22 protein-coding genes, 1 tRNA gene and 3 pseudogenes are annotated in these 26351 nt (G+C 52.1%); 19 read left to right on the top strand and 7 right to left on the bottom strand.

Features of this window, described 5'->3' with window-relative positions; translation table 11 throughout:
* From HPC37_RS09110 to HPC37_RS09090, 5 genes are all read left to right on the top strand, one after another.
* Window positions 1-468 (top strand): GNAT family N-acetyltransferase (locus HPC37_RS09110; protein WP_208122823.1); only part of this gene is annotated, 468 nt, incomplete at its 5' end.
* A 67-nt stretch (window positions 469-535) separates the two neighbouring features.
* Window positions 536-1165, top strand: coding sequence for a high frequency lysogenization protein HflD (hflD, locus tag HPC37_RS09105; protein WP_208122822.1), 630 nt, complete (start codon window positions 536-538; stop codon window positions 1163-1165).
* Window positions 1166-1174: 9 nt separating this feature from the next.
* Window positions 1175-2551 (top strand): adenylosuccinate lyase, encoded by a 1377-nt coding sequence (gene purB, locus HPC37_RS09100; protein WP_208122821.1) that lies wholly within the window; start codon window positions 1175-1177, stop codon window positions 2549-2551.
* Between the two features lie 72 nt (window positions 2552-2623).
* Window positions 2624-3154 (top strand): inorganic diphosphatase, encoded by a 531-nt coding sequence (gene ppa, locus HPC37_RS09095; RefSeq protein ID WP_208119929.1) that lies wholly within the window; start codon window positions 2624-2626, stop codon window positions 3152-3154.
* A 78-nt stretch (window positions 3155-3232) separates the two neighbouring features.
* The gene (locus HPC37_RS09090) at window positions 3233-3994 is read left to right on the top strand and encodes a M48 family metallopeptidase (RefSeq protein ID WP_208122820.1); all 762 of its coding nucleotides are present in this window, start codon (window positions 3233-3235) and stop codon (window positions 3992-3994) included.
* Window positions 3995-4776: 782 nt separating this feature from the next.
* On the opposite strand, the gene HPC37_RS09085 is transcribed toward HPC37_RS09090, so the two are convergent.
* A tRNA-Gly gene (locus tag HPC37_RS09085) sits at window positions 4777-4852 on the bottom strand.
* A gap of 126 nt (window positions 4853-4978) precedes the next feature.
* A complete protein-coding gene (gene orn, locus HPC37_RS09080; protein ID WP_208122819.1) occupies window positions 4979-5533 on the bottom strand; it encodes an oligoribonuclease in 555 nt (184 codons plus the stop codon).
* Between the two features lie 63 nt (window positions 5534-5596).
* On the opposite strand from orn, the gene rsgA reads away from it, so the two are divergent.
* From rsgA to crr, 4 genes and pseudogenes are all read left to right on the top strand, one after another.
* Entirely contained in the window at window positions 5597-6649 is a 1053-nt protein-coding gene (gene rsgA / locus HPC37_RS09075) for a small ribosomal subunit biogenesis GTPase RsgA (RefSeq protein ID WP_208122818.1), read from the top strand.
* A 294-nt stretch (window positions 6650-6943) separates the two neighbouring features.
* Window positions 6944-7201: a phosphocarrier protein Hpr gene (ptsH, locus tag HPC37_RS09070; protein ID WP_208117484.1), complete on the top strand. Its 258-nt coding sequence runs from the start codon at window positions 6944-6946 to the stop codon at window positions 7199-7201.
* A gap of 56 nt (window positions 7202-7257) precedes the next feature.
* Window positions 7258-8986, top strand: a pseudogene (gene ptsI / locus HPC37_RS09065) (phosphoenolpyruvate-protein phosphotransferase PtsI).
* 61 nt (window positions 8987-9047) lie between these two features.
* Window positions 9048-9557 carry a PTS glucose transporter subunit IIA gene (gene crr, locus HPC37_RS09060; RefSeq protein ID WP_208122817.1) on the top strand — a complete coding sequence of 170 codons (510 nt, stop codon included), beginning with the start codon at window positions 9048-9050 and terminating at the stop codon, window positions 9555-9557.
* A gap of 51 nt (window positions 9558-9608) precedes the next feature.
* Here crr and arcA read toward each other — a convergent pair whose 3' ends face one another.
* A complete protein-coding gene (arcA, locus tag HPC37_RS09055; RefSeq protein ID WP_208122816.1) occupies window positions 9609-10319 on the bottom strand; it encodes a two-component system response regulator ArcA in 711 nt (236 codons plus the stop codon).
* 171 nt (window positions 10320-10490) lie between these two features.
* Window positions 10491-12080: a peptide chain release factor 3 gene (gene prfC / locus HPC37_RS09050; protein WP_208122815.1), complete on the bottom strand. Its 1590-nt coding sequence runs from the start codon at window positions 12078-12080 to the stop codon at window positions 10491-10493.
* A 469-nt stretch (window positions 12081-12549) separates the two neighbouring features.
* On the opposite strand from prfC, the gene leuA reads away from it, so the two are divergent.
* Genes leuA through leuD form a run of 5 tightly spaced genes read left to right on the top strand, consistent with a single transcriptional unit; the run spans window position 12550 to window position 17863 of the window.
* Window positions 12550-14106, top strand: a complete 1557-nt coding sequence (gene leuA, locus HPC37_RS09045; protein ID WP_208122814.1) for a 2-isopropylmalate synthase — start codon at window positions 12550-12552, stop codon at window positions 14104-14106.
* On the top strand, window positions 14106-15191 hold the full coding sequence (gene leuB, locus HPC37_RS09040) for a 3-isopropylmalate dehydrogenase (RefSeq protein ID WP_208122813.1): 1086 nt from the start codon (window positions 14106-14108) through the stop codon (window positions 15189-15191). Before leuA ends, leuB begins: the two co-directional genes overlap by 1 nt.
* A gap of 16 nt (window positions 15192-15207) precedes the next feature.
* The gene (locus tag HPC37_RS09035; protein WP_208122812.1) at window positions 15208-15840 is read left to right on the top strand and encodes a LysE/ArgO family amino acid transporter; all 633 of its coding nucleotides are present in this window, start codon (window positions 15208-15210) and stop codon (window positions 15838-15840) included.
* 12 nt (window positions 15841-15852) lie between these two features.
* Window positions 15853-17259, top strand: a complete 1407-nt coding sequence (leuC, locus tag HPC37_RS09030; protein WP_208122811.1) for a 3-isopropylmalate dehydratase large subunit — start codon at window positions 15853-15855, stop codon at window positions 17257-17259.
* A gap of 1 nt (window position 17260) precedes the next feature.
* Complete coding sequence (leuD, locus tag HPC37_RS09025) at window positions 17261-17863, top strand: 3-isopropylmalate dehydratase small subunit (protein ID WP_208122810.1); 603 nt, start codon at window positions 17261-17263, stop codon at window positions 17861-17863.
* Between the two features lie 54 nt (window positions 17864-17917).
* On the opposite strand, the gene HPC37_RS09020 is transcribed toward leuD, so the two are convergent.
* Window positions 17918-18613 (bottom strand): 7-cyano-7-deazaguanine/7-aminomethyl-7-deazaguanine transporter, encoded by a 696-nt coding sequence (locus tag HPC37_RS09020; RefSeq protein ID WP_208122809.1) that lies wholly within the window; start codon window positions 18611-18613, stop codon window positions 17918-17920.
* 274 nt (window positions 18614-18887) lie between these two features.
* Here HPC37_RS09020 and HPC37_RS09015 point away from each other — a divergent pair, with 274 nt between their 5' ends.
* The 4 genes from HPC37_RS09015 (at window position 18888) to HPC37_RS09000 (ending at window position 22620) form a co-directional block, all read left to right on the top strand.
* Window positions 18888-20855, top strand: a complete 1968-nt coding sequence (locus HPC37_RS09015) for a TonB-dependent receptor plug domain-containing protein (protein ID WP_208122808.1) — start codon at window positions 18888-18890, stop codon at window positions 20853-20855.
* A 104-nt stretch (window positions 20856-20959) separates the two neighbouring features.
* Complete coding sequence (exbB, locus tag HPC37_RS09010; RefSeq protein ID WP_208122807.1) at window positions 20960-21418, top strand: TonB-system energizer ExbB; 459 nt, start codon at window positions 20960-20962, stop codon at window positions 21416-21418.
* A gap of 10 nt (window positions 21419-21428) precedes the next feature.
* On the top strand, window positions 21429-21815 hold the full coding sequence (exbD, locus tag HPC37_RS09005) for a TonB system transport protein ExbD (protein ID WP_208122806.1): 387 nt from the start codon (window positions 21429-21431) through the stop codon (window positions 21813-21815).
* A gap of 1 nt (window position 21816) precedes the next feature.
* Window positions 21817-22620, top strand: coding sequence for an energy transducer TonB family protein (locus HPC37_RS09000; RefSeq protein ID WP_208122805.1), 804 nt, complete (start codon window positions 21817-21819; stop codon window positions 22618-22620).
* A gap of 68 nt (window positions 22621-22688) precedes the next feature.
* On the opposite strand, the gene lexA is transcribed toward HPC37_RS09000, so the two are convergent.
* Window positions 22689-23327 carry a transcriptional repressor LexA gene (lexA, locus tag HPC37_RS08995; protein ID WP_208122804.1) on the bottom strand — a complete coding sequence of 213 codons (639 nt, stop codon included), beginning with the start codon at window positions 23325-23327 and terminating at the stop codon, window positions 22689-22691.
* A gap of 215 nt (window positions 23328-23542) precedes the next feature.
* On the opposite strand from lexA, the pseudogene plsB reads away from it, so the two are divergent.
* A pseudogene (gene plsB / locus HPC37_RS08990) lies at window positions 23543-25989 on the top strand (glycerol-3-phosphate 1-O-acyltransferase PlsB).
* Between the two features lie 67 nt (window positions 25990-26056).
* Here the strand turns inward: plsB and HPC37_RS08985 are convergent.
* Window positions 26057-26351 (bottom strand): annotated as a pseudogene (locus HPC37_RS08985) (hypothetical protein); the annotation flags it as partial.

The following is a 26351-nucleotide window of genomic DNA, read 5'->3' as shown; positions in this document are numbered from 1 at the left end:
TGTGTGCCTTGGTGGCGGCATTATCGAGCAGCGGTTGGGCTGATGGGCATTATACTGCGCGCCATGCGCTTGACGGATTATGACGCGGTGACCGCACTTTGGGCGGCCACCCCTGGCATGGGCATGAGCGAGCAAGACGACAGCCGCGAGGGCATTGCGCGCTTTTTGGCGCATAACCCCGATTTGAATTTTGTCGCCCTTGATGGCAGCACCATCATCGGCGTGCTGCTGTGCGGCTTTGATGGCCGGCGCGCCACGCTTTATCACATGGCGGTGGCGCAAAGTCACCAGCGCCAAGGCGTGGGGCAGGCGCTGCTGGCACGCTTGGAGCGCGAGCTGCGCGCGAAAAACGTCACCATGGCGCGCTTGTTAGTGTTTGCTAACAATGCCGTCGGCAATCAATTTTGGCAAAAGTGCGGTTGGTACCACTGGCGCGAGCTGAACTATTACGTCAAAGACTTGCGCTAGCGCTGGCTTTATCAAACGGCGATTTGGTGGTATATTGCTCAAAACACACAAGTAGGATTACTTCGCAATGGCGAACGCATATCATGATTTGACAATAGCACTGGCTGGCGTGTGCCAAAGCGCCAAATTGGTGCATCAACTTTCTCACCAAGGCGTGGCCGACGAGCAGGCCATGAAAACCTGCTTAAAAAGCCTGCTCAACACCGCCCCTCGCGACACGCTCGATGTTTACGGCGGTGATCTGGCCAATCTCAAACTGGGGCTGACCACCTTGCTCGAGCAATTTGGCGGCGCGCAAGGGCAGTTTGACGCCGACATCGGCCGCTATTGGATGAGCCTGCTGGTGCTCGAGGCCAAGCTCAACAAAAATGCCGACGCCAATCGCGAGCTGGGCGTGCGCATTGGCAACCTCGCGCGCCAACATCAGCACCTTGAGCTGCTCGACGACCAATTCTTGGCCAGCGTGGCGAGTGTGTATGTCGATGTCATCAGCCCCTTGGGCGCGAAAATTCAAGTGAAAGGCGCGCCGCTATATCTGCAACAAATCGCCATTCATCACCGCATTCGCAGCGTGCTGCTGTGTGGCATGCGCTCAAGCGTGCTGTGGCGCCAGCTGGGCGGCTCGCGACTCAAGCTCTTTTTTGCCCGCAAGGCCTATTACCAAACCGCACAACAACTTCTTGCTTCCATTGAATAAGGACAGACTATGCAACTCACCCCTTTGACCGCACTTTCACCCATCGACGGGCGCTATGGCGACAAAACCCAACAACTGCGCGGCATTTTCAGCGAATTTGGCTTGCTGAAAAACCGCGTCACCGTGGAAGTGCGCTGGCTGCAAGCGCTCTCGCAATGCGCGCAAATCCCTGAAGTGCCCGCCTTGAGCAACAAGGCCAATGCCTTTTTAGATGATCTGGTGGCCAACTTCTCGCTGACAGACGCCGAGCGCATCAAAGCGATTGAAAAAACCACCAACCACGATGTTAAAGCGGTGGAATATTTTTTGAAAGAGCAAAGTGCGGTTGTGCCTGAGCTGGCGGCGGTGAGTGAGTTCATCCACTTTGCCTGCACCTCTGAAGACATCAACAACCTCTCCCACGCGTTGATGCTCAAAGCGGCCAAAGAGGAGATTTTGACCCCCGCATGGCAGGCAATCTTGGCGGATGTGCAACACTTGGCTGAGCAATACAAAGCCATCCCGCTGCTCTCGCGCACCCACGGCCAACCGGCCAGCCCAAGCACCGTGGGCAAAGAGATGGCAAACGTGGCCTACCGCCTCCAACGCCAGCTTAAGCAGCTGCAAAATTGTGAGATTTTAGGCAAAATCAACGGCGCGGTGGGCAACTACAACGCGCACTTGAGCGCCTACCCTGAGCTCGACTGGCACGCCTTTAGCCAACGCTTTGTGGAAAGCTTAGGCATCACGTGGAACCCGTACACCACGCAAATTGAGCCCCATGACTACATCGCCGAGCTGTTTGACTGCGTGGCGCGCTTTAACACCATTGTGATCGACTTTGACCGCGATATGTGGGGCTATATTGCACTCAACCACTTCAAGCAACGCACCATCGCCGGCGAAATTGGCTCGAGCACCATGCCGCACAAAGTCAACCCCATCGACTTTGAAAACTCCGAAGGCAACCTTGGCCTGGCCAACGCCGTGATGGCGCACTTGGGCGCCAAACTGCCTGTCTCTCGCTGGCAGCGGGATTTGACCGACTCCACCGTGCTGCGCAACCTCGGTGTAGGTTTGGGCTATTGCTTGATTGCCTACGCCGCCACACGCAAAGGCATCAGCAAGCTTGAGGTCAACGAAGCGCACCTGCGTGACGAGCTTGACCACAACTGGGAGGTGCTCGCCGAGCCGATCCAAACCGTGATGCGCCGCTACGGCATTGAAAAACCGTATGAAAAACTCAAAGAGCTAACCCGTGGCAAACGCGTGGACAAAGCCGCGATGCAGCAGTTTATCGAAACGCTTGCCATCCCTGAGGCGGAAAAAGCGCGGCTTAAAACGCTCACGCCAGAGCGCTACATCGGCGCGGCGGTGGAGCTGGTGGGCAAATTGCCGAAAGCGTAAAGTGCGGTCACTCGACAAAATTCACCAATTGGGGCATAATCGCCCCATTGAGCAAACAAAAAAGGAAATATTATGGGCTTAAAAAACGTTCCAGCTGGCAAAGAACTGCCAGATGACATCTATGTTGTGATTGAAATCCCTGCCAATGCAGACCCAATCAAATACGAAGTGGACAAAGAAACCGGCGCGATTTTCGTTGACCGTTTCATGGGCACCGCGATGTTTTACCCAGCCAACTACGGCTACATCAACAACACCCTCTCGCTTGACGGCGACCCAGTGGACGTGTTGGTGCCAACCCCGTATCCACTGCTGCCAGGCTCGGTGATCCGCTGTCGCCCAGTGGGTGTGTTGAAAATGACCGATGAAAGCGGCGAAGACGCCAAACTCATCGCTGTGCCACACACCAAATTGAGCAAAGAATACGACCACATCAAAGACATCAACGATGTGCCAGAACTGCTCAAAGGCCAAATCCAGCACTTTTTTGAAAACTACAAAGCGCTTGAAAAAGGCAAATGGGTTAAAGTCGACGGCTGGGAAGGCGTGGACGCTGCGCGCGAAGAAATCCGTACCTCCTTTGAACGCGCGGCAAAAAAATAGCAATCTCGTTTAAAGTTAAGTAAAATGAACCGCACTTTATGCACAAAGTGCGGTTTTTTTATGCAAATCGGGGGTGTTATGACAAAATCATTTTGGCTGGCCGCAGCGCTGGCGTTGGGCATCATCACAGGCTGTGCCGACACGCGCAGCGTGAACCAAGAAGCCGCGAGCAGCTACACCCAAGCGGTGTCAAAAATGCGCGCGCAAGGCATGGTAGACACCAGCTCCGCCACCGCCAAGCGCATTCACCGTGTGTTTGCCCGCCTCAAACCTGTTGCCGAGAAGGAAAACGAAACCGGCGTGCCGTTTGCGTGGGAAATCACGGTGATGAAAAACAATGAGCTCAACGCGTGGGCGATGCCGGGCGGCAAGATGATGTTTTACACAGGCCTGGTTGACCGCCTGCAGCTCAACGACAATGAGATTGCCACCGTGATGGGCCATGAGATGGCGCATGCGTTGAAGGAGCACGGCAAGCAGAGTGTGAATTTTAACATGGCAACGGGCATTTTGGCGGAGATTAGCTCGGTGGCGGTGGCGGCGGTCACGGGGGTGGATTTTCGCCCGGTGATTGGGTTGACGCAGGAATATGGGTTGAATAAGCCGTTTTCGCGCAGTAATGAGACGGAGGCCGATGAGGTGGGGCTGATGTTGATGGCCAAGGCGGGCTTTAATCCGCAAGCGGCGCCGCATTTGTGGGAGAAGATGAGTCAAGCCACGGGTGGCTCGGGCAATACGATTGAGAGTATTTTGTCAACGCATCCAACCAATGCGGCGCGGCAGGCGAATTTGGAGCGTTTGTTGCCGCAGGCGATGGCGCTTTATGAGCAGTCGCGTTAGGGTTTGATTGTAACCGCACTTTTGTTTTGATAACTCCGTCATCTCTTTTTTTTGGTGATCTATTTTCTTTCATGACTCCGTCATGACTATCGCAGTTCCGCCTGCGGCGGCGACCGCACTTTTCTCTTTCATGACTCCGTCATGGCGCTACGGTTTCGCCGTTGGCGACCCGATTTCTTTGCTCGCCCAAAGAAATCGGGAAAAGAAACGGCGTTGCCATTTTTAAGGAAATCTCGCTTGTTGGGAATTTCTACGTCGCATTTGATGCAGGCGCTCAAATGCTTCCTTGAAATTTACCCAACCGCTCCATTTCCGCGCGAAAAATGGCGGATCGAACTACAACGCTCCGTGTCTTAAACATCAAAGTGCGGTCGCTTAGATCGCAAAACCGCACTTTGCCTTTTCAGAAAACAAAATTCAGAGATCCACCCCCGCCCCCGGAATAAGATGTTGAGCGGGTGCCTAAAGTGCTAGGCGAGGGAGGGTGTGATCCTTCAGCGAGTAGCAATTTGGCGCTAAGCGAATATCTTATGGACAGGGGCAAAATGTCGTTTCTTTGCTTCCTTTCTTTGGACAAGCAAAGAAAGGAAGTCGCCAACGGCGAAACCGTAGCGCGATGACGGAGTGATGGCAGAAAAAAGGGCACCCGCCGCAGGCGGAAAAGATAGCGATGACGGAGTTATCAAAGAGAGCAAGAAAAAACGTGATAACGGAGTAATAAAAAAAAGTGCGGTGGGGTGAATTTTAGACAAAAAAATACACACCCGAAAGTGTGTTTTTTTTGGAGCGGGAAACGAGACTCGAACTCGCGACCCCAACCATGGCAAGGTTGTGCTCTACCAACTGAGCTATTCCCGCATCGTGTTAACTTGTTAACGAGGTGCATTATACAAAATTCTCCACACCTTGCAAGCGAAAATTCACACCAAAAATTTAATTGCTGAAATTTAAACCAAAGTGCGGTTGAGAATTGCACACTCGCGCCTATTTCGCCTCAAGATCAAACAACTTCTCACGATAATAGGCCAGTTCCGCAATAGACTCACGGATATCATCCAGCGCCAAATGCGTATTTTGCTTACTAAAACCGCTTAAAATCTCCGGCTTCCAGCGCGCGGCCAGCTCCTTGAGCGTGCTGACATCCAAATAACGATAATGAAAATAATCGGCCAGCTCAGGCATATACTTAAACAAAAAACGCTTGTCTTGCGCCACACTGTTGCCACAAATCGGCGAACAGTTTTTGCCCACCCACTGCTTCAAAAAATCCAACGTTTGCAGCTCGGCGGCGCGCTCGGTGAGCTTGCTTTGGCGCACACGCTCAATCAAACCATTGGCGCTGTGGGTTTTGACACACCACGCATTCATGCCCGCGAGCACCTCATCACTTTGATGCACCGCCAGCACAGGGCCCTCGGCTAAAATGTTGAGATCTTTGTCGGTCACAATGGTGGCAATTTCAATAATGCGGTCAGTTTCTGGCTCAAGGCCTGTCATTTCAAGGTCAATCCAAATAAGATTGTGTTTATCTGTTGGCATAGTCACTCTATCCTGATTAAAATATAGCGTATTGTACCTGAAAATCACGCAAGAGAGGCTCCGTTGGGCAAAAAAAAGTTAACCCAAAATCAAAAACGACGCATTAAATCGAACCATCAGCGCGCACTCAGCGCCCACCGTGGGCGCCAGCACAAAGACGTGGAGTGGCAAGAGGCGATGCTCGGCGAGATGCGCCAAGGGCGTGTGATTTCCCGCTATTCGGTGCATGCCGACGTGGAAGACGCGCACGGGGCGGTGTTTCGCTGCAATGTGCGGCGCACCATCCCAAGCTTGGTGGTGGGCGACAACGTGCTCTGGCGTGAAGGCCACGAGCAGCTGCAAGGCATCAGCGGCGTGATTGAAGCGGTGCAGCCGCGGCAGAACGTGCTCTCGCGCCCGGATTATTACGACGGCATCAAGCCGATTGCCGCCAATATTGACCGCATTTTTGTCGTCTCTGCGCTGCTGCCGGATTTTTCCACCAATATCATTGACCGCTACATCGTGATTTGTGAAAACATCGGCTTTGAGCCAATTTTGGTGCTCAATAAAATTGACCTCGCCGATGCCGCGCGCCGGCGTGCGCTTGAGGCGCAGTTTGCCATCTATCGCGACATTGGCTATCAGGTGCTGTTTGTCTCCAGCGAGAGCGGGGAAGGGATTGATGCGTTTGCCGCCTTGCTGCACGCGGGCTGCTCGATTTTGGTGGGGCAGTCGGGGGTGGGCAAATCCAGCCTGCTCAACGCGGTTGACGCCAGTTTAGATCTTGGCACCGGCGAGGTGAGTGAAACCTCCCGCCTCGGCCAGCACACCACCACGGTGTCGCGCTTGCTGCGCCTTGAACACGGCGGCGAGGTGATTGACTCGCCTGGCATTCGCGAATTTGGTGTGTGGCACTTGGATGTGGCGGCGATCACCAAGGGCTACCGCGAATTTCAGCCGTTTTTAGGCGGCTGCAAGTTCCGTGACTGCACCCACCTTGACGACCCGCAATGCGCCATTCGTGCGGCGGTGGAGCGTGGGGAAATCAGCCGTGAGCGCTATGACAATTATCACCGCTTAATCACGGCGCTGTCGGAAAATAAAGCCCAGCGCCATTTTGTCACGGCGGATTAGGCGTTTGATTTTTAACATCACGTTCACACAGATTGTGGGGCAAAAGTGCGGTTACGCTGGTGGATAATCCAGCAAAGTGCGGTTTAAGTGGTTAATTTTTGAACTTTTTGATTTAAAAACTGTGCAGTAAATCATATTTCGAAAGTTTGCCGCTTGATTCTTGCCAGAGAATGGTGATACTTATTAAAAATAATTATTTTATAAGTAAAATAATTATGAACAAATTGTAAACGGCGCTTTGGCAGGCTTGAAAAGTTGCTTGAGCGAATTTCAACCATCGAAAAAGGAAATGCTATGTATTCTAAAGACGTTACAATCACAGCTCCAAACGGTTTACACACTCGCCCAGCGGCTCAATTTGTGAAAGAGGCCAAAGCCTTTGAATCTAAAATTGAAGTGACCTCAAACGGCAAAAGCGCCAGCGCGAAAAGCTTGTTCAAATTGCAAACATTAGGCTTGGTGCAAGGCACCACCATCACCATCAGTGCAGAAGGCGCAGACGAAGAAAAAGCCGTTGAGCATTTGGTGGCTTTGATCCCAACATTGGAATAACCGCACTTTTCAATAGCGGTTTGGTTTGTGATTAACTCCTACAATAAGGGCGGATTATGATTTCAGGTATCCCAGCATCTCCAGGTATTGTGTTTGGTAAGGCATTGGTATTAAAAGAAGAAGACATTGTGCTTAACACCAAGCCTATCACCGCGTCGCAAGTTGAAAGCGAAGTGAAACGCTTTTATGATGGCCGCGCCAAAGCGGTTGAGCAACTTGAGGCGATTAAAGAAAAAGCCACGCGCACCTTGGGCGAAGAAAAGGGAGCGATTTTCGACGGTCATTTGATGATCCTCGAAGACGAAGAGCTGGAAGAAGAAATCGTCGCCTTTATTAAAGATGAGCTGGTGACCGCCGATATGGCCGCCAGCACCGTGATTGACCAACAAGTGGCGATGCTCTCTGAGATTGATGATGAATACCTCAAAGAGCGCGCGGGTGACATTCGCGACATCGGCAACCGTTTGCTGAAAAATATTTTGGGCATGACGATTGTGGATTTAGGCGAAATCAAAGACGAGGTGATTTTGGTCGCCAATGACCTCACCCCGTCTGAAACCGCTCAGCTCAATTTGGATAAAGTGCTCGGCTTTGTCACCGACATCGGCGGGCGCACCTCGCACACCTCGATTATGGCCCGCTCCCTTGAGCTGCCAGCCATTGTGGGCACCAACGTGGCCACACGGCGGATCAAAAATGGCGATATGCTCGTATTGGACGCCCAAAACAACCGCGTGTTGATCAATCCAAACACCAAAGAGTTGGAAAAAAATCAAAACCTTGCAACAAACCCTCGCGGCGGAAAAAGCCGAGCTGGATAAACTCAAAGATTTGCCAGCGGTGACCTTAGACGGCCGCCGCGTGGAGGCGTGCGCCAACATCGGCACCATTCGTGATGTGGATGGCGCGCAACGCAACGGCGCAGAAGGTGTGGGGCTGTATCGCACAGAATTTTTGTTTATGGACCGCGACCAGCTGCCAACGGAAGAAGAGCAGTTCAAAGCCTACAAAGATGTGGTGGAGGCGATGGACGGCCGCTTGGTGGTGCTGCGCACCATGGACATCGGCGGTGATAAAGATCTGCCGTATTTGAACCTGCCAAAAGAGATGAACCCGTTCTTGGGCTGGCGTGCGATTCGTATCGCACTGGACAAACGCGAAATCCTCAACGCGCAATTGCGCGCGGTGCTGCGTGCCTCAGCTTTTGGTAAGCTGGCGGTGATGTTCCCGATGGTGATTTCAGTCGAAGAAATCCGCACCCTCAAAGCGGTGTTGGCTGAGCTGAAACAAGAGCTGCGCAACGAGGGCAAAGCCTTTGATGAAAACATTCAAGTGGGCGTGATGGTCGAAACGCCATCGGCGGCGGTCAATGCACGCTTTTTGGCCAAAGAGGTGGATTTCTTCAGCATCGGCACCAACGATTTGACCCAATACACCTTGGCGGTGGACCGCGGCAATGAGCTGATTTCGCACTTGTATAATCCAATGACACCGTCGGTGTTGAATTTGATTAAACAAGTGATTGATGCCTCCCACGCCGAAGGCAAATGGACAGGCATGTGCGGTGAGCTCGCCGGCGACGAGCGCGCGACACTGTTGCTGCTTGGCATGGGCTTGGATGAATTTAGTATGAGTGCGATTTCTGTCCCACGGATTAAAAAATTGATTCGCAACGTCAACTATGAAGACGCGCAACGTCTCGCCGCAGAGGTGCTCGAGCAGCCAACCGCGGCGGATATTGAGGCGAAAATTGCGGACTTTTTAACAGAAAATGGCCTAAACTAGATACAAACGCCGAAAATTCGGGTAATATACTACCGATTTGAATTAAAACAGGAGAGCAAAGATGGGTTTATTCGACAAACTTTTTGGTTCAAAAGACAATAAAGGCGCAGAGGTGGAGATCTATGCCCCGCTGTCAGGTGAAATTGTCAACATTGAAGACGTACCAGATGTTGTGTTTTCAGAAAAAATCGTCGGTGACGGCATCGCGATTCGCCCAACTGGCAACAAAATCGTTGCCCCAATTGATGGTGTTATTGGTAAAATCTTTGAAACCAATCACGCGTTCTCAATGGAATCCAAAGAAGGCGTAGAGCTTTTTGTTCACTTTGGTATCGACACCGTTGAGCTCAAAGGTGAAGGCTTCACTCGCATTGCCGAAGAAGGCCAAGAAGTGAAAAAAGGCGACACCGTGATTGAATTCGACCTCGCTTTACTGGAAGAAAAAGCAAAATCGGTGCTAACACCGGTTGTGATCTCCAACATGGATGAAATCACCAGCATGGAAAAATCCGCCGGCCAAGCCGTTGTGGGTGAAACTGTGGTGTTGAAACTGAAAAATAACCGCACTTGATTAAAAACCACCCGCGGGTGGTTTTTTGTGCCTGAAAAAAGCAAAGTGCGGTTATTCAAACTCACCGCAAAAGCGATAGCCCTCGCCGTGAATGGTGGCGATGATTTCAGGGGTGTCAGGGCAGCTTTCAAAATGTTTGCGAATGCGGCGGATGGTGACATCCACGGTGCGATCGTGCGGTTTGAGCTCACGGCCGGTCATTTTTTTCAGCAAATCTTCGCGAGTTTGAATTTTGCCCGGATTTTCGCAAAAGTGCAGCAGCGCGCGGAACTCACTGCGCGGCAGCTTGCTGGCCTCACCATTAGGTGAAATCAGCGTGCGGCTGTTGAGATCCAACGTCCAGCCATTAAAGCGGTAAGACTCCACATGCTCGGCATTGAAGCCCTCTTTGTCGCCCATGGTGCGTTGCAGCAAATTGCGCGCACGAATGGCCAGCTCGCGTGGGTTGAATGGCTTGGTGATGTAATCATCGGCGCCAATTTCAAGGCCGAGGATTTTGTCCACCTCGTTGTCGCGCCCGGTTAAAAACATCAACGCGGTGTCGGCGTTTTCACGCAGCTCACGGGCGAGCATCAAGCCATTTTTGCCTGGCAAATTGATGTCCATAATCACTAAATCGATGGTGTGATCGTTTAAAATGGCATGCATTTTGTTGCCGTCCGCTGCTTCGAAAACAAGGTAACCTTCAGCTTCAAAAATGCTTTTCAAGGTGTTACGGGTTACTGCTTCATCTTCAACAATTAATATTTTTGGCGTTTGCATAATCCATCCACTTGTCAGTCGTGTTCGTTCACAATAAGCTACATCGTAAAAAATTTATTGCATCTTTGCAACGAGACTATAACATAACGTTGTACAAAAAATGTATCATATTTTACAGTTTTTGATTTAAGTCATCTCCAACCGCACTTTTACTGGCGGCGCGTTTTGGGATTAATGCTCTTTTGTTTTGAAAAAGGCCACATCAGGGTAGCGCTCTTGGGTGAGGTTCAAATTCACCATCGTCGGCGCGATATACGTCAAATGATCGCTGCCGTCGAGCGCGAGATGTTGCTCATTTTTGCGCTTAAATTCGTCAAACTTTTTCTCATCGGGGCATTCAACCCAGCGCGCGGTGGTGACATTCACCGGCTCATAAATGGCCTCCACGTTGTATTCACTTTTCAGCCGGGCAACCACCACATCAAACTGCAACACACCCACCGCGCCAACAATCAAATCGTTATTAATCAGCGGGCGGAAGACTTGCACCGCGCCCTCTTCTGAGAGCTGCACCAAGCCTTTGAGCAGTTGTTTTTGTTTGAGTGGATCTTTCAAGCGAATGCGGCGGAACAATTCTGGCGCAAAGTTTGGGATGCCGCTGAATTTCAGCGCCTCGCCTTGGGTGAAGGTGTCGCCAATTTGAATGGTGCCGTGGTTGTGCAGCCCGATGATGTCGCCGGCAAAGGCGGTGTCAGCGTGGGCGCGATCGCCTGCCATAAAGGTCAGCGCGTCAGAAATCACAATGTCTTTGCCAATGCGCACGTGGTGGAACTTCATGCCCTTTTCATATTTGCCTGACACCACACGCATAAAGGCCACGCGGTCGCGGTGTTTGGGGTCCATATTCGCTTGAATTTTGAACACAAAGCCGGTGAGCTTGTCTTCAAATGGGCTGACCTCGCGCACATCGCTTTGCCGCGGCTGCGGGGTGGGTGCCCATTCGGTGAGACCTGAGAGCATATGATCGACGCCAAAGTTGCCCAGCGCGGTGCCGAAGAACACCGGCGTCAACTCGCCGCTTAAAAAGAGTTCTAAATCAAATGGGTTAGACGCGCCTTGCACCAGCTCGAGCTCGTCGCGCAATTGCTGGGCCAGATCCTCGCCGACCGCACTTTCCAGTTCTGGGTTATCCAGCCCCTTGATCACGCGCACCTCTTGAATGGTGTGGCCTTGGCCGCTTTGGTAGAGGTAGGTTTCATCGTTGTAGAGGTGATAAACGCCCTTGAACAATTTGCCGCAGCCAATTGGCCAGGTGATTGGCGCACAGTGAATTTTCAACACGCTTTCCACCTCATCAAGCAGCTCCATCGGGTCACGAATGTCGCGGTCGAGCTTGTTCATAAAGGTCAAAATCGGCGTGTCGCGCAAGCGGGTGACTTCCATCAATTTAATGGTGCGCTCCTCAACCCCTTTGGCCGAGTCAATCACCATCAAGCAGCTGTCCACTGCGGTCAACGTGCGGTAGGTATCTTCTGAAAAGTCCTCATGCCCTGGGGTGTCGAGCAAGTTCACCAAGCAGCCGTTATACGGGAATTGCATCACCGAGGTGGTGATTGAAATCCCACGTTGTTTTTCCATCTCCATCCAGTCTGATTTGGCGTGCTGGGCGTTGCCGCGGCCTTTCACAGTGCCCGCGGTTTGAATCGCTTGCCCATAAAGCAACACTTTTTCGGTGATGGTGGTTTTCCCTGCATCGGGGTGGGAGATGATCGCAAAGGTGCGGCGTTTGTTGACCTGCTCTGGATAGGCTTTTTCAGACATAATCTTCACTTTTAGTGTTTCAAATGGGGCTATTTTCCCTGATTGCGGGCATAAAAACAAATAGAAATCACATTTTTAATCAAAAGCAGGATCTGCTAGTTCACCCGCGCTGCCTGGGTGAGATGTGCTACTGTTTTGGTTTTAAATAATATAATATCTCTTGATTATTTTTATTATCAGCATAAATAGCTAATATTTTAACGTGATAAATAAATATTTCAGACAAAAATCCTGTTTTTAGCCTTGACTTTAGTGATTGTGCGCGTATTATTAACCCCGACATTGAGTTTTTACTTTTTACCTTTTTACGTGGTTTGATTATGTTTATATTCCAAGTTTCTTCTCTACTTCTCGCTCTCTTGCGCATCTGTGATGTGCGGTTTGAGCGTGGATAAAGCATAATTTTTGCCCACACAACCCGCACTTGTTGCGGGTTTTTTTATAACTGTTGATAGCCAAAGGAGTGAACATGGGCGATAAAGTGATTATTTTTGACACAACGTTGCGTGACGGCGAGCAGGCGCTCAGTGCCAGCCTCACGGTGAAAGAAAAATTGCAAATTGCCTTCGCACTCGAGCGTTTAGGCGTGGACGTGATGGAAGTGGGCTTCCCGGTGTCATCCGCGGGGGATTTCAACTCGGTGCAAACCATTGCGCAAAACATCAAAAACGCCCGCGTGGCCGCCTTGGCCCGCGCGGTGGACAAAGACATCGACGCCGCCTTTGAGGCGCTGCGCGTGGCAGAGCAGTTTCGTATTCACACCTTTATTGCCACCTCCGCGTTGCATGTGGAGGCCAAACTCAAACGCAGCTTTGACGACGTGGTCGCGATGGCGCAAAGTGCGGTCAAACGCGCACGCAACTACACTGATGATGTTGAGTTCTCCTGCGAGGACGCCGGCCGCACGGGCATCGACAACATCTGCCGCATCGTTGAAGCGGCGATTGATGCAGGCGCCACCACCATCAACATCCCCGACACCGTGGGCTACACCGTGCCAAACCAGTTTGGCGAGATTATCCACCAGGTGATGAACCGCGTGCCGAATATCGACAAAGCGATCATCTCCGTGCACTGCCATAACGATCTCGGCATGGCCACCGCCAATTCATTAAGTGCGGTGCAACAAGGCGCGCGCCAAATTGAGTGCACCATCAACGGCATTGGCGAGCGCGCGGGCAATTGCTCGTTAGAAGAGGTGGTGATGGCGCTGAAAACCCGCCACGATCTGTTTAAAGTCGATACCAATATCAACACCAAAGAAATTTATCGCGTCAGCCAAATGGTTAGCCAAATGTGCAATATGCCAATCCAGCCCAACAAAGCGATCGTGGGCAGCAACGCGTTCGCCCACTCCTCAGGCATTCACCAAGATGGCATGCTGAAGAATGCCAACACTTATGAAATCCTCTCGCCGGAAAGCATTGGGCTGAAAAAAGAAAAATTGAACTTAACTGCGCGTTCAGGCCGCGCGGCGGTGAAAAGCCATATGCAAGAGATGGGCTACGGCGAGCAAGATTACGATTTGGGCAAACTCTACACCGCCTTTTTGGCGCTGGCGGACAAAAAAGGGCAAGTGTTTGACTACGACTTAGAAGCGCTGGCGTTTATCGACATGCAACAAGGCGAGGGCGACCGCCTGCAGCTCGATTCCATCTCGGTGCAATCGGTCAGCCACCTGCCGGCCACCGCCTCGGTGCGGGTGCGTTTGGACGACAAGGTGCACCTTGATGCGGCAACCGGCAATGGCGCGGTGGATGCGGTTTACAACTGCTTGCAGCGCATCACGGGGCTGGATTTGAATGTGGTCAACTACAAGCTCAGCGCCAAAGGCGAGGGCAAAGACGCGCTTGGGCAGGTGGACATTGTGGTGGAGCACAGCGCGCGGCGCTTTCACGGCGTGGGGCTGGCCACAGACATTGTCGAGGCCTCCGCGCGCGCATTGATTCACGCCATCAACGCCATCTACATGGCGCAAAAAGTGGCAGATTTTAAAGGTAAAAAAGCCCATTTGGAGACAGTATAATGAACGAATTTAACATTGCAGTATTACCCGGCGACGGCATCGGCCCTGAAATTATGCACGAGGCAGAAAAGGTGTTAAGTGCGGTGGCGCAAAAACACCAAGTGCGGTTCAACCTCCGCCATTATGATGTGGGCGGTGTGGCGATCGACAGCCACGGCTGTGCCTTGCCACAGGCGACCATTGACGGCTGCGAGCAGGCGCAAGCGGTGTTGTTTGGCTCTGTTGGCGGGCCAAAATGGGAGCACTTGCCGCCAGCCGAGCAGCCTGAGCGCGGCGCCTTGCTGCCACTGCGCAAGCATTTTGGGCTTTTTTGCAACCTGCGCCCCGCCACGTTGTACCGTGGGTTAGAACAATTCTGCCCACTGCGTGCCGACATCGCCGCCACGGGGTTTGACATTGTGTGCGTGCGTGAGCTGACAGGCGGCATTTACTTTGGTCAGCCCAAAGGCCGCGACGGCGAGGGCGCGAACGAATATGCGTTCGACACCGAGATTTATCACCGTTTTGAAATTGAGCGCATCGCCCGCATCGCCTTTGATAGCGCGCGCAAGCGCCGTAAGCACGTGACTTCCATCGACAAAGCCAACGTGCTCACCAGCTCCGTGCTGTGGCGTGAGGTGGTGTGCGAGGTGGCGAAAGACTACCCCGATGTCACGCTCGATCACCTCTACATCGACAACGCCACCATGCAGCTGATTAAGCAACCGCACTTTTTTGATGTGTTGCTCTGCTCAAATATGTTTGGCGATATCATCTCCGATGAATGCGCGATGATCACAGGCTCCATGGGCATGCTGCCGTCTGCCAGCCTTAACGAAAAAGGCTTTGGGCTTTATGAACCCGCGGGCGGCTCCGCGCCAGATATTGCAGGGCGCGGCATTGCCAACCCGATTGCGCAAATCCTCTCCGCTGCGATGATGCTGCGCTACAGCTTCGCACTCGACAAAGCCGCCGATGAGATTGAAAGTGCGGTCAAAACCGTGCTCGCCCAAGGCCACCGCACCGCCGACCTCAGCGACCAAAGCCAAGCCATTTCCACCCGTGAAATGGGGGATTTGATTGCATCAGCGATAAAAGGTGATTAAGTAGGCATAACGCAGAATGGAAAACTTCATCTACGGTTTATTGCTATCGGGTAGCATGATCATGGCCATTGGCGCGCAGAACGTATTTGTGATCAAAAACGGCATTGTTCGCAATAATGCGATGGTGATCGCCTTTGTGTGTTTTTTATGTGATGTGTTGCTGATGTTTGTGGGCGTTTTCTTTGTGGGAGCCGTGGCGACAATTAATCCTTGGGTGACATTGGTGATTTCTTGTTTGGCGGTTGCATTTTTATGTTGGTGTGGTTGGCAGGCATGGAAAACCGCGCGCAAGGGTGATTATCAGCACGATTTCAGCCTTAAACAACAGCGCTCGTCAGTTGGATCATCGATTGCGGCGGCATTGGCGATCACGATGCTAAACCCGCACGTTTATTTAGATACCGTTGTGGTTGTCGGTGGGGTTGCCGCTCAGCTCGATCAACTAGGCAAGTGGCAGTTTATCACGGGCGCATGGATGGCCTCAGCGGTATGGTTTTTCAGCATAGCTTATTTTTCACGCTTTGCGTTAAAACTGTTCCAAAACCGCAAAGCGTGGGTGATTTTTGATACTGGTGTTGCACTTTTTATGTGGTTTCTAGCGGCCAATGTTGCATGGTATGCAGTTAATTCAATTTTTATCAAAATTTAGTGGGTGATAATTATGGCAAAAACATTATACGAAAAATTATTTGATGCCCATGTGGTGCGTGAGGTGGCAGGGGAGACGCCGATTTTGTACATCAACCGCCATTTGATGCATGAGGTGACCAGTCCGCAAGCGTTTGATGGCCTGCGCGTGGCCGGGCGCAAGGTGCGCTCGCCTGAAAAAACGTTCGCCACGATGGATCACAGCATCTCCACCCAAAGCCGTGACCCTGCCGCTTGTGGCGAGCAGGCGCGCATTCAGGTGCAAGAGCTGGACAAAAATTGCCAAGCGAACGCCATTTCCCTTTATGATTTGCAAAATGAAAAGCAAGGCATTGTGCATGTGGTGGGGCCTGAGCAGGGTTTGACGCTGCCGGGCATGACGATTGTGTGTGGCGACTCGCACACCGCCACCCACGGCGCCTTTGGTGCGCTGGCCTTTGGCATCGGCACCTCGGAGGTTGAGCACGTGCTCGCCACGCAAACCTTAAAACAAGCGCGCGCTAAGACGATGAAAATTGAAGTGCGCGGCAAAGTGCGCTCAGGCATCACGGCGAAAGACATTATTTTGGCGATCATCGGCAAAACCACCATGGCAGGCGGCACTGGCCATGTGGTGGAATTTTGCGGCGAAGCGATCCGCGATCTCTCGATGGAAGGGCGCATGACAGTGTGCAATATGGCGATTGAAATGGGCGCCAAAGCAGGCTTGATCGCCCCCGATGAAACCACCTTTGCCTACCTCAAAGGCCGCCCTTTTGCGCCGAAAGGCGAGATGTGGGAGCGTGCAGTAGCGTACTGGAAAACGCTGAAAAGCGATGACGACGCCCAGTTCGACACCGAAGTGGTGCTGGAAGCTGCCGAGATTGCGCCACAAGTGACTTGGGGCACCAACCCAGGCCAGGTGATTGCCATCGACCAATGTGTGCCTGACCCGGCCGCCATGGCCGACCCGATCGCGCGGCAATCGGCGCAAAAGGCGCTGGAATACATGGGGCTGGTGCCTGACACCGCACTTTGTGATGTGGCGGTGGATAAAGTCTTTATCGGCTCGTGCACCAACTCGCGGATTGAAGATTTGCGCGCTGCCGCTGCCGTGGCCAAAGGGCGCAGAGTCGCCCGTGGCGTGCAAGCGCTGGTGGTGCCCGGCTCAGGCTTGGTGCGCGCGCAGGCGGAGCGTGAAGGCTTGGATAAAATCTTTATCGACGCGGGCTTTGAATGGCGCTTGCCGGGCTGCTCGATGTGCTTGGCGATGAACGACGACCGCCTTGGCGAGTGGGAGCGCTGCGCGTCGACCAGCAACCGCAATTTTGAAAGCCGCCAAGGGCGCAATGGGCGCACCCACCTTGTCAGCCCCGCGATGGCCGCCGCCGCCGCGGTGTTTGGCAAATTCACCGACATTCGCACACTTGAGGAGGCTTAACATGGCAGGGTTTAAACAACACACAGGGCTTGTGGTGCCACTCGATGCCGCCAATGTCGACACCGATGCCATCATCCCAAAGCAATTTTTGCAAGCGGTCACCCGCGTGGGCTTTGGCAAGCATTTGTTCCACGAATGGCGCTACCTCGATGAGCAAGGCCGCCAGCCGAACCCGCAATTTGTGCTCAACTTTCCGCAATATCAAGGGGCGAGCATTTTGCTCGCACGGGAGAATTTTGGCTGTGGCTCGTCGCGTGAGCACGCGCCGTGGGCGCTGGCGGATTATGGCATCAAGGTGATGATTGCGCCGAGTTTTGCCGATATTTTCTACTCCAACAGCCTCAACAACCACCTGCTGCCGATTCGCTTAAGTGAAAGTGCGGTCGATGCCCTCTTCAACTGGGTGCACGCCAACCCAGGCCAGCCCATCACCGTTGACCTTGAGCACCAGCAAGTGCGCGCAGGGGAGGCGGTTTATGATTTTGAGCTTGACCCATTTCGTAAACACTGCTTAATCAACGGACTGGACAACATCGGCCTAACGCTCCAGCACGAGCAGGCCATCGCTGATTACGAAAAAACCATCCCTGACTTCTTGCGTTAAACAAAAAACCGCACTTTGAGCAAAAGTGCGGTTTTGGTTTTATGCGTTGGGTGCTTAGCTCACCGCCAACTCGGTGCGCTCGGTCAGCGCTTGCAGCTTGCGCAGGATAAAGTTCAACACCACGCCATAAGTCGGCACAAAAAAGAGCAAGCCGATGAAGAGCTTGAACAGATAATCCACCAAACCGATGGCAAACCAGTTTTCCGCCATGAACGGGTCGCTGCTTTGATAAAACGCGATGCTGAAAAACAGCAAAGTATCAAACGCGCTGCCAAACACCATTGAGCAGCTTGGCGCAATCCACCAGGTTTTCAGCTTGCGCAGGCGGTTGAACACCAACACATCCAACAACTGGCCAAACACATAGGCGGCAAAGCTGGCAAAGGCGATACGGAAAACAAACAGGTTAAATTCCGCCAGCGCAGCCAGGCCTTGGTATTGCTGATCGACAAACAAGGTTGACACAATATAGCTGATGAACAGTGCGGGGATCATCACCATAAAAATGATCCAGCGCGCCTCACGCGCGCCAAACACGCGCACAGTCAAATCGGTGGCGAGGAAGATAAACGGGAACGTCAGCGTGCCCCATGTGCTGTCAAAGGTGAAGTTGGAAAACGGCACCTTCACCTCAAAGGTGATTTGCACAAGGTAGTTGCTCGCGGCAATGATAAGAATGTGGAACAGGCTTAATAAAACGAGCGCACGGCGCTTTTGTTGCGTGTTGAATAACGCATTGGCAGAAATCATATTGTACCTTTTAGTTTCAATTGGGGTTAGGGAACCCAAGGGTTAATCGAGCACGAGATGATACCGCGTGGGGCAAAAATTGCAAGGGGAATTTGCGAAAAACCAAAGTGCGGTTTTTGCGGGCGTGATCACAAAATCGGCAACAAGTTAAATTGATAATAACAATAATTATCAATAGCGTTGATTTTTTGTTAAATATAGTGATAATTATTCTCATCATTTTGATGATGCTGCTTTTTACTTATCTTTTAAACAATAACCTAAGGAATCAACGATGAAAACAACCCAAAAATTTGTGCTCGGCGTGGTGCCGATGCTGGTGTTGACGGCCTTGGCACAGGCGGAAACGCTAGACGAAATCCGCGTGATTGGCGACAAAGAGGGCGTGAAAAACAAAACCAACGTGGTGACATTGCAAGACATCAACCGCAGCACCGCAACCGATTTGCGCGGCGCGTTGCAAGAGGAGCCAGCGATTAACTTTGGCGGCGGCAACGGCACCTCACAGTGGCTGACGATCCGCGGCCTTGGGCAAGATCAAATTGATTTGAAAGTCGATAACGGCTATTCCGACACCATGTTGTTCCACCACCAAGGGCGCTTTATGCTAGACCCGTCTTTGGTGAAAGTGGTCAGCGTACACAAAGGCAGTGGCGCGGCCAGCGCGGGCATTGGGGCCACAGGCGGCTCGATTGTGGCGCGCACAGTGGACGCTAAAGATTTGCTGCAAGGCGACAAACCTTATGGCTTCAAGCTCAATTATGGCGTACACAGCAACCAAGGCTACAACAAAGGCGGCGCGGCCTTTGCGCAGTATGACAAATTTGATGCGGTGTTTGCCGGCAACTGGATCAAAGAGCGTGACTACAAAGACGGCTCAGGCCGCTATGTGCAAAACAGCGCACTGAACTCCCGCGCGCTGTTGGCTAAATTTGGCGTGCAAGTCAATGACGACAACCATCTTTCACTGAGCCACCGTCAAGAGCGGTTTTACGGCGTGCGCAGCCTGCGTGAAGAGTTCGACTTTTTGCTCGACCTTGACCCAAGCAACGACAACAAAACCATGCCGCGCTACCGCGTGACCACTCAAGACACCACTAATTTAGCCTGGCAGGGCAAAAACTTAGGCTTTATCAGCGCGGTGGATGCCAATGTGTACCGCACTGATATCAAACAGCAAGATAGCGATGATGTGGCACTGTTGCCAGGCACTCGTAAAATGCGCGTGCAAGGTGGCAACCTCAACCTAGAAAGTGTGCTCAGCGACAACTATTTGCTCAAATACGGCGTGAACTACCGCAAACAAGACACTCGCCCTGCCACCTTGAGCAAAGCGAAAGCCAACCAAGCGAAAACCGATGTAGGCGTGTATGCCGAAGGCATCTGGGCGCTTGACCCGGTGATTATCACCACCGGCTTGCGCTACGACAAATTTGATTTGACCACCTCATCAGGCAAAAAAGTCAGCGGGCACAACTGGAACCCGTCACTGGGGCTGATTTGGGAGGCAAATGAGCAATTAAGCTTCAACACCACTTTGAACTACGCCACCCGCAGCCCACGCATGTATGAAATGGCGCTGGCGGGCCGCACCTTGGTGCTGGTGGACGACAAAGTCAAAGCCGAGCGCTCACGCAATGCGGAAGTGGGCTTTAACTACGCCTTAAGTGACGCCCTATCCTTAAGCGGTAGTTACTTCTGGCAAACTATCCATGATGTGCAAGGCTATCAAGACGTGAAAAAAGAGGATCGTGTTATTGGTAAAAAATTACTTAACAGTGGCACGTTGAAAAATCACGGTTATGAAATTAACGCCGCCTACAAATGGAATAACTTGCGCCTGCGTGCGGGTGTGGCCTATAGCAAACCAAAAATGGAAGGAAAAGTGGCAGACCAAGTCAGCACCGCAGTGCCAACAGGCCGCACCTGGACAACCGGCGTAGCGTATCAATTTAACCACCCGTCGATTGAGCTTGGCTGGCGTGGCCGCTTTGTTGAAAAAGCGCCAAACTCGATCACCAATAATCGCGGTGGCGGTCTTCAGACCAATGAGCGCGCAGGCTACGGTGTAAATGATTTTTACATCAACTGGCAGCCAACAGGCAAAGACAACCTGAACGTGAATGTGGCATTGAACAATGCGTTTAACAAAAACTACCGCAGCCACAGCCAACGGGCAGGCCAGGCCACCTTGCCGGGCGCGGGGCGTGATGTGCGTTTCAACATCAACTATACATTCTAAGCGCACTTAGGTGTGCAATAAGGCGCAATTTGCATTGCGCCTTTTATTTGTCTTGCTATAATAATGCAATTAATTATCAATAAGATTTAAAATTTGAGGGCACTATGCAGTCACTGTTTGAGTTTTTGGAGCAATATACAGATTACATCATCCTCGGCACCTTGGCCTTGATGAGTTTTATCATGGTGTGGAAGGTGATTGAGCGCGTGCTCTTTTTTGCCAGTGTCAATGTGGCGGATTATGCCACCATTCACGATTTAGAAATTGACCTCACCCGGAATTTAACCCCAATTGCGATCATCGGCGCCAACGCCCCTTATGTTGGGCTGCTCGGCACCGTGGTTGGGATCTTGCTGACCTTTTACACCATGGGGCAAGCCGGTGGCGACATTGATGCTGCCTCGATTATGGTGAATTTGTCATTGGCCTTGAAAGCCACCGCGGTTGGGATCTTGGTGGCGATCCCATCAATGGTGTTTTACAACGGGCTAAATCGCAAGGTGGATGTCAACAAAATGAAATGGCACGCGTTACAAGCTCAAGCCAAACAACGCCAGCAATAGCGGGGGCAGGATGAAGAAATTTGATGAGATCAATATTGTCCCGTTTTTGGATATTATGCTGGTGTTGCTGGCGATTGTGCTGGTGACGGCCTCGTTTATCACGCAGGGCAAAATTCAAGTCAACGTGCCCAAAGCGAGAGACAACGTGACCATGAAGGCTGATGATTTGGCGAAATTACTGACCATCACCGATGACGGCAAATGGTATTTTAACGACAAGCCGATTAGTGAAGCGGAGCTTGAGCAAGAGATTGCCAAATGGGACAAAAGCCAAAAAGTGACCTTGAAAGTGGACGCCGCCACGCCGTTTCAGCAGTTTGTGAATGTGACGGCTTTGTTCTCCAAATATGAGATCAAAAACGTGGCGATCGTGACCTTGAAAGAAAAAGGGCAATGATATGAAAAGCCGCTCGTTAATTGGCTTTTCTGGCTCATTGCTGCTGCACTCGGCGTTGGCCTCGGCGGTGATTATGGCGCTGGCGAAAAGCGACGACCAAAGCATCAACGGCGTGGCTGTGCCGCAGCCGAGCGACAGCATCTCAATGGAAATGGTGATGGCGATGATTGAGGCGCAAAAGCAGCCTGAGCCTGTGGTTGAACCTCAGCCTGAGCCAGAGCAAACGGTGGAAGAAGAGCCTGAGGCGCAAGTTGAAGAGCCAAAAGAAGACGTGCCTGACCCAACAGTGGCACCAAAGCCTGTTGAAAAGCCGAAGGTGGAAAAAAAGGTTGAAAAACCAAAGCCTAAGCCTAAGCCGAAACCAAAACCTGAGCCGAAACCGAAAAAAATCACCAAGGCTGTGAACAAAAAACCGCAAAGTGCGGTCAGTGGCGAGCGCACGGTCAACAGCCCCAATCAAGCAAATTCGCGTTTGGCGGCAGGGGCGAAGAGCAGCAACCAAGCGGTGATTGGCCAAGGGGGCGCGCAGCTTGATGACTACCGTCGCCAATTGCGCCGTGAAATTGAGCGCAACAAGCGCTATTCTCAGCGTGCCAAAATGATGCGCCAGCAAGGCAAGGTGATTATCCGCTTTACCCTAGCGCCTAATGGCGCGATAACCGGTGCCAGCGTGGCGAAATCCTCTGGCTTTTCAGAGCTTGATAAATTGGCGCTGCAAGCGGTCAATGCCGCCCGGCCCGTGGGGCCACGCCCGGCGGGGCTCAATGGCACCATCACTGTGCCGATTGATTTCACGTTGCGCTAACCGCACTTTGGGTTTTAATTGTAAAAAAAGCGTGCTTAAGCACGCTTTTTTATGTTGCGATTTATGGGTTACATCCACGCATTATTGCGGATGATGCCAACGGCAATACCTTCAATGTCGAGCGATTGCTCGCGCAGGTCAACCACAATCGGGGAGAGCTCCTCGTTTTCAGGGTGGAGATAAACCGTTGAGCCCTTTTTCTCCAAGCGCTTGACGGTGACTTCATCGTCAATGCGCGCCACCACAATTTGCCCGTTGCGCACGTCTTTGGTGCGGTGCACCGCGAGCATATCACCGTCCATAATGCCGACATCTTTCATCGACATGCCGTAGACTTTCAGCAAAAAGTGCGCTTGCGGCGTGAACATGCTTGGGTCAACGTGGTAGGTGCTTTCAATGTGCTCTTGCGCCAAAATCGGCTCGCCGGCTGCCACGCGGCCCACCAGTGGCAGGCCTTCATCTTCATTAGCGGCAGGGGCGCTGTCGTCTTCCAACAACAAGCGGATGCCACGCGAGGTGCCCGATAAAATTTCAATCACCCCCTTGCGCGAGAGTGCTTTGAGGTGCTCTTCAGCCGAGTTGGCGGAGCGAAAGCCAAGCTCTTTGGCAATCTCCATCCGCGTTGGCGGCATACCGGTGGATTCAAGGTGCTCACGCAGGAAATCATAGACTTGCTGCTGGCGTGGAGTAAGGGATTTTGTAGCCATAACGCATCCTGTTTATTTATACAGTTTGACTGATATTATATACAGCTGCGCGCATTATGCAACGCCTTTTTGCACGGCGGTGCAATTGTGTGCACTGCCTCACGAAAACGGCCACAAACTCACGCCACGGGGATTAATTATCCCCAATTGGGGATTTTTATAGTAAAATAACAAAATTATCACTTAGTTATCATCTCATTGATTGGATGGATTTTATGTCTGTGTTATTGACACTCTATCGCGAAATGATCCGTTTTGCGTTGTCGTTTTTAGTCAAAAGTAGCCCTATCCCAGCCGATCCCGCCGAGGAGCTGGGGCTGGATGTGGCGCACCCGTTTGTGTATCTGCTGCCGTACACCTCGCAAACGGATTTGGTGATTTTACAACAAAATTGCCAACAACTTGGGCTGCCTGATCCGCTTGAGATGAACGTGATCAACGGCGTGGAAATGCCGCGCTATGTGTTTTTAGATAAAGGCCGGCGCTTTTTCAAATCCAAGCAGTTAGACAGCCGCGTGCGCGAGTTTTTCTCACGCTATTTTGAGCTGCAACGTGAAAGTGCGGATCTCAACGTGCAAATCGTGCCTGTCTCTGTGCTGTGGGGGCGTGCGCCAGGGTATGAAGAAAAGGTCGCGCACCTGCGCTTTTTCGGCCCGCTGCAAAAAGTGTGGGCGATGTTGTGGTATGGGCGCGATAATTTTGTGCGCTTTTCACCGGCGGTGGCGATGCGTGATATGGTGCAAGTGCAAGGCAGTGACGATGAGATTGCGCGCAAACTCACCCGTGTGGCGAAAATTCACTTTGCCAAGCAGCGCACTTCAACAACCGGCCCGCGGCTGCCAAACCGCCAGGCGATGTTTAGCAAAATTTTGCAGTCTGAAGCGGTGCAGCGCGCCATTGCCGATGAGGCAAAAACCAAAAAATCGATGAGCAAAAAGCCTATCAAAACGCTGAGGCGATTTTGCATGAAATTGCCGCCAATATGAATTATGAAAGCCTGCGCATGGCAGACCGCTTTTTAGGTTGGCTTTGGAACAAGCTTTATCGTGGGATTGAGGTGCAACACGCCGATCGCGTGCGCAAGCTCGCCATTGAAGGCCACGAGGTGGTGTATATTCCATGCCACCGCAGCCATATTGACTATTTGCTGCTCTCCTATGTGCTCTATCACCAAGGGCTCTTTCCACCGCATATTGCCGCGGGCATCAACCTCAATTTTTGGCCAGTGGGCGGGCGGTTTCGCCGCTGGGGCGCGTTTTTTATCCGCCGTACATTCAGTGGCAATCGCCTTTATTCCAGCGTGTTTCGCCAATATTTATCTGAACTGTTCCAGCGCGGTTACTCGGTGGAGTTTTTCATTGAAGGCGGGCGCTCACGTACAGGCTGCTTGCTGGCGCCGAAAACCGGCATGCTGTCGATGACATTGCAAGCCCTGCTTGAAGGCCACACCCGCCCGATAAGCCTAGTGCCGGTGTATATCGGCTATGAACACGTGCTAGAGGTGGACACCTACGCCAAAGAGCTGCGCGGTGTGGCGAAAGAAAAAGAAAGCGCAGGGTTGGTGCTGCGGGTGATTAAAAAGCTGCGCAACATGGGCAAAGGCTACGTTAATTTTGGTGAGCCGATCACCTTAAACAGCTATTTGAACGAGCATCACCCCAATTGGAAAGATGCCCAAGCGCAAGAAGAGAACAAAACCTGGCTGCCGCAAGTGGTCGACACCATTGCTACCAACGTGATGCGTAACATCAATAACGCCGCGGCCATCAACGCCATGAATTTGGTCGGCACCATTTTGCTCTCCTCGCGCCAGCGCGCGCTCACCCGCGAGCAAATTCTCTCGCAACTGAGCTGCTACCAACAATTGCTGACCAATGTGCGCTACAGCCAAGATGTGATTGTGCCGCAAGAATCGCCGCAAGAGATGCTCGAGCATGTTCTCAGCCTGGATAAAGTCGGCATTGTGGTGGAGAAAGATAATTTTGGTGAAATCATCAGCCTTGAGCGCGCCTCAGCCGTGTTGATGACCTATTATCGCAACAATATCAAACATTTGTTCGTAATGCCGTCGTTGGTGGCGTCTATCATCATTCACCACGAAGCCATCCAGCAAGGCTTGCTGCTCAAAGGCATTGAAAAGCTCTATCCGTTTTTGAAAGCCGAGCTGTTTTTGGACTTTGAACCCGATGAAGTGGAAGATCTGGTTAAGCGCTTGATTGACGAGCTCGAGCGCCAAGAGTTGATCGTCCGCCGTGACACCATGCTGGCCATCAACAAACGGCGCATCCGCAGCCTGCAATTGCTGGCGGCCAACGTGCGCGAGATCATGCAGCGCTATTACATCACGCTCAACTTTTTGCAAACCGACCCGCACATCTCACGCAACCGCCTTGAGCGCGAAAGCCAATCGGTGGCACAGCGCTTGTCGGTGCTGCACGGCATCAACGCGCCCGAGTTTTTTGACAAAGCGGTGTTCTCAACCTTTATCGCCAGCTTGAAAGAAAACGGCTACTTCCTCGATGACGACAGCGCCAACAGCGACAAAGTCGGCGAGCTGAACATCATCTTGCGCTCGTTGATGTCAAGCGAGGTCCACATGACCATTGTCAGCGCTGTTGAGCGCGCGCTAGACAACGCGCAAGAAGACGCGATCGAAAACTAAATCTCAAAGTGCGGTTAACCGCACTTTCCCTCGATAAACCAAAGTGCGGTTATATCTGACCGCACTTTTAGTCTTCCACCGTGATCATCGAAAAGCGGCAGATGTTATCGCGTTCGAGGTTGCAGGGGGTGAGGTAAAAAGTGCGGTTATCATGCGCCAGTGACTGCGCCAAGATGAGCTTGTCGTCACTTTTGGTCAGCACGTAATAGAGCGTTTGATTCAGCGCAATCACAGGGTATTCTTGGCGAAAAGCAGGGCGGAAGTAGCCGAGCATAAAGGCGGAAATAATAAAATAAAGGTAAATCCCCAATGCCAAAATGGCGAGATTATGCTTGTGACTGGTCACCACCGCTAAAATGCTA

Origin of the sequence: Spirabiliibacterium mucosae, assembly GCF_014884965.1 — a bacterium.
Classification (GTDB): domain Bacteria; phylum Pseudomonadota; class Gammaproteobacteria; order Enterobacterales; family Pasteurellaceae; genus Spirabiliibacterium; species Spirabiliibacterium mucosae.
This window is presented reverse-complemented; position numbering and strand designations above follow the sequence as displayed.

What these genes read in the sequence shown, in the direction of transcription:
- hflD (WP_208122822.1), top strand. Translation starts at nt 536, where the DNA reads ATGGCGAACGCATATCATGATTTGACAATAGCACTGGCTGGCGTGTGC.
- purB (WP_208122821.1), top strand. Translation starts at nt 1,175, where the DNA reads ATGCAACTCACCCCTTTGACCGCACTTTCACCCATCGACGGGCGCTAT.
- ppa (WP_208119929.1), top strand. Translation starts at nt 2,624, where the DNA reads ATGGGCTTAAAAAACGTTCCAGCTGGCAAAGAACTGCCAGATGACATC.
- HPC37_RS09090 (WP_208122820.1), top strand. Translation starts at nt 3,233, where the DNA reads ATGACAAAATCATTTTGGCTGGCCGCAGCGCTGGCGTTGGGCATCATC.
- orn (WP_208122819.1), bottom strand. Translation starts at nt 5,533, where the DNA reads ATGCCAACAGATAAACACAATCTTATTTGGATTGACCTTGAAATGACA.
- ptsH (WP_208117484.1), top strand. Translation starts at nt 6,944, where the DNA reads ATGTATTCTAAAGACGTTACAATCACAGCTCCAAACGGTTTACACACT.
- crr (WP_208122817.1), top strand. Translation starts at nt 9,048, where the DNA reads ATGGGTTTATTCGACAAACTTTTTGGTTCAAAAGACAATAAAGGCGCA.
- arcA (WP_208122816.1), bottom strand. Translation starts at nt 10,319, where the DNA reads ATGCAAACGCCAAAAATATTAATTGTTGAAGATGAAGCAGTAACCCGT.
- prfC (WP_208122815.1), bottom strand. Translation starts at nt 12,080, where the DNA reads ATGTCTGAAAAAGCCTATCCAGAGCAGGTCAACAAACGCCGCACCTTT.
- leuA (WP_208122814.1), top strand. Translation starts at nt 12,550, where the DNA reads ATGGGCGATAAAGTGATTATTTTTGACACAACGTTGCGTGACGGCGAG.
- leuB (WP_208122813.1), top strand. Translation starts at nt 14,106, where the DNA reads ATGAACGAATTTAACATTGCAGTATTACCCGGCGACGGCATCGGCCCT.
- HPC37_RS09035 (WP_208122812.1), top strand. Translation starts at nt 15,208, where the DNA reads ATGGAAAACTTCATCTACGGTTTATTGCTATCGGGTAGCATGATCATG.
- leuC (WP_208122811.1), top strand. Translation starts at nt 15,853, where the DNA reads ATGGCAAAAACATTATACGAAAAATTATTTGATGCCCATGTGGTGCGT.
- leuD (WP_208122810.1), top strand. Translation starts at nt 17,261, where the DNA reads ATGGCAGGGTTTAAACAACACACAGGGCTTGTGGTGCCACTCGATGCC.
- HPC37_RS09020 (WP_208122809.1), bottom strand. Translation starts at nt 18,613, where the DNA reads ATGATTTCTGCCAATGCGTTATTCAACACGCAACAAAAGCGCCGTGCG.
- HPC37_RS09015 (WP_208122808.1), top strand. Translation starts at nt 18,888, where the DNA reads ATGAAAACAACCCAAAAATTTGTGCTCGGCGTGGTGCCGATGCTGGTG.
- exbB (WP_208122807.1), top strand. Translation starts at nt 20,960, where the DNA reads ATGCAGTCACTGTTTGAGTTTTTGGAGCAATATACAGATTACATCATC.
- exbD (WP_208122806.1), top strand. Translation starts at nt 21,429, where the DNA reads ATGAAGAAATTTGATGAGATCAATATTGTCCCGTTTTTGGATATTATG.
- HPC37_RS09000 (WP_208122805.1), top strand. Translation starts at nt 21,817, where the DNA reads ATGAAAAGCCGCTCGTTAATTGGCTTTTCTGGCTCATTGCTGCTGCAC.
- lexA (WP_208122804.1), bottom strand. Translation starts at nt 23,327, where the DNA reads ATGGCTACAAAATCCCTTACTCCACGCCAGCAGCAAGTCTATGATTTC.